Raw genomic sequence first — 1,921 nt, 5'->3', positions numbered from 1 at the left:
CGGCCGGCGCCGATCTGATCGAGGTCACGCTCTCCCCCGGCGGGCGCACCGGCTCGCTGGCCACGCTGCCCGGGCTGTTGGAGACCGATCTGCGGACGACCCCGCGCGGCTGGGTCCTGGTGGCCGCGGCCGCGCAGGTCCCGCTCGCCCAGCGGCTGGTGACCGAACTCCCCGGCCGCTTCGCCGCGCTGGCGACCGTCGGATCCGCGCCGGCCGGCACCGGACCAGCGGTTCCCACGCGCACGTTCAGGACGTGGTCGGCCGCGACCAGCTGGGCCGTCGCCCAGAGCCCGCCCGCGCTCGCGTCCCCCCGGGTCCTCCCGACGGCGTTGCCGGCATGAGGATCGACGGGCTCCCGCTGCTGGCGACCGGCCTCGCCCTGGTCGCCGGCTCCGCGGTGGGCGTGGCGGTGCGCTGGGAGCGAGCCGGCCGCATCGCCCGGGCCGGCCTCATCCTGGCCTGCACGCTGAGCGTGGTGGCCACCTCGGCGATCGAGCTGAACCGGCTCACCGAGGCCTACCCCAGCTGGAGCGCGCTCGGCGGCGTCCAGGAGGACCCCGCCGCCCCGCCGCCGCCTGCCGAGAGCGCCTCCGGGCCTGGCGGCCGGATCGTCGAGCTCACGGTGGCCGGCCGGGCCTCCCACATGACCATGCCCGCCTACGTCTACCTGCCACCCGGCTACGCCCGCGGCCATGAGCGTTATCCGGTGATCGAGGCCCTGCACGGCTTCCCCGGGTCGCCGAAGAGCTGGTTGCGCCGCCTCGACGTGCGGCGGCACCTCGACCAGGAGATCGCCACCGGCCGGATGGCCCCGACGGTCGTGGTCTTCGCCTACCAGACGCCGGACCCGCTGGTCGACACCGAGTGCACCGACCTGACCGGCGGCCCGAAGGCGGAGACGTTCCTGACGGTGGACGTCCCGGCGGCGGTCCGGGCCGGCTTCCGGGTCCGGTCCGACGGCCCGGCCTGGGGCCTGGCCGGCTACTCGGCCGGTGGGTTCTGCGCCGCCGACCTGCTGCTGCGGCATCCGCGGCAGTACGCCGCCGCGGCCAGCCTGTCCGGGTACGCCTCCCCCGGCATCAAGGTCGGCGACGGCTCCGAGCTGACCACCCACAACGTCGCCTGGCGGCTGCGGCACCTCCCGCAACCCCGGGCCGGGCTGTATCTGGCGTACGCCGCCGACGACCCGCCCTCACGCCGGGACGGTCTGACCATGGCCCGGCTGGCCCGCCCGCCACTGTCGGTCACCACGGCCGTCGTGGCCCACGGCGGGCACAGCGACGCGGTGTGGCAGGCCATGGAGGCGCCCGCGTTCGACTGGTTGTCGTCGTGGCTCGCCCGTCCCGCGGTCACGCCGTGAGGGCCGTGGTCGCGGTGCTCGGCGCGCTGTTGCTGGGCGGCTGCGCCACGCCACCACCGGCCTCGGCCCCGCCGGTCACCGTGGTCACCTTCGGCGACTCCGTGCCGGCCGGGACCGCTTGCCACTGCGCGCCCTTCCCCGACCTGTACGCCCGGATGGTGTCCCCGGCGGCGGACTCGGTGAACCTGTCCGAGGCCGGTGCGACCTCGGCCGACGTACGGCGCACGCTGAGCGGCGCGCCCGCTCGGGCAGCTGTACGGCGGGCGACCGTCGTGCTGGTCATGGCCGGGGCCAACGACGTGGCCGCGGCGCTCGACGACGATGACCCGTACGCGGCGCCCGTCGCGCAGGTGGGCCGCAACGTGACGGCCGTGCTGCGGTCGGTGCACGAGCTGCGGCCGGGCGTACCGGTGCTGGTGTTCGGTTACTGGAACGTCGTGGAGGACGGGGTCGCCGCGGGTGACGACGACAGCCGGCGCGCGGCGGCCGTCGCGGCGACGGCGGCCTGCGATCAGGCGCTACACGAGGCGGCGGCCGCCACAGGGGCCACCTACGTCGACA

3 protein-coding genes are annotated in these 1,921 nt (G+C 76.3%); all 3 read left to right on the top strand.

The window, feature by feature from the left end:
* A partial coding sequence (locus AB0C29_RS46145) for a hypothetical protein (RefSeq protein WP_360834401.1) occupies positions 1-341 on the top strand: 341 nt, incomplete at its 5' end.
* Positions 338-1,360 carry an alpha/beta hydrolase-fold protein gene (locus AB0C29_RS46140; protein WP_360834399.1) on the top strand — a complete coding sequence of 341 codons (1,023 nt, stop codon included), beginning with the start codon at positions 338-340 and terminating at the stop codon, positions 1,358-1,360. The genes AB0C29_RS46145 and AB0C29_RS46140, both read left to right, overlap by 4 nt.
* Positions 1,357-1,921 (top strand): GDSL-type esterase/lipase family protein (locus tag AB0C29_RS46135; RefSeq protein ID WP_360834397.1); only part of this gene is annotated, 565 nt, incomplete at its 3' end. The genes AB0C29_RS46140 and AB0C29_RS46135, both read left to right, overlap by 4 nt.

The organism is Actinoplanes sp. NPDC048791 (assembly GCF_040650095.1).
GTDB lineage: Bacteria > Actinomycetota > Actinomycetes > Mycobacteriales > Micromonosporaceae > Actinoplanes.
This window is presented reverse-complemented; position numbering and strand designations above follow the sequence as displayed.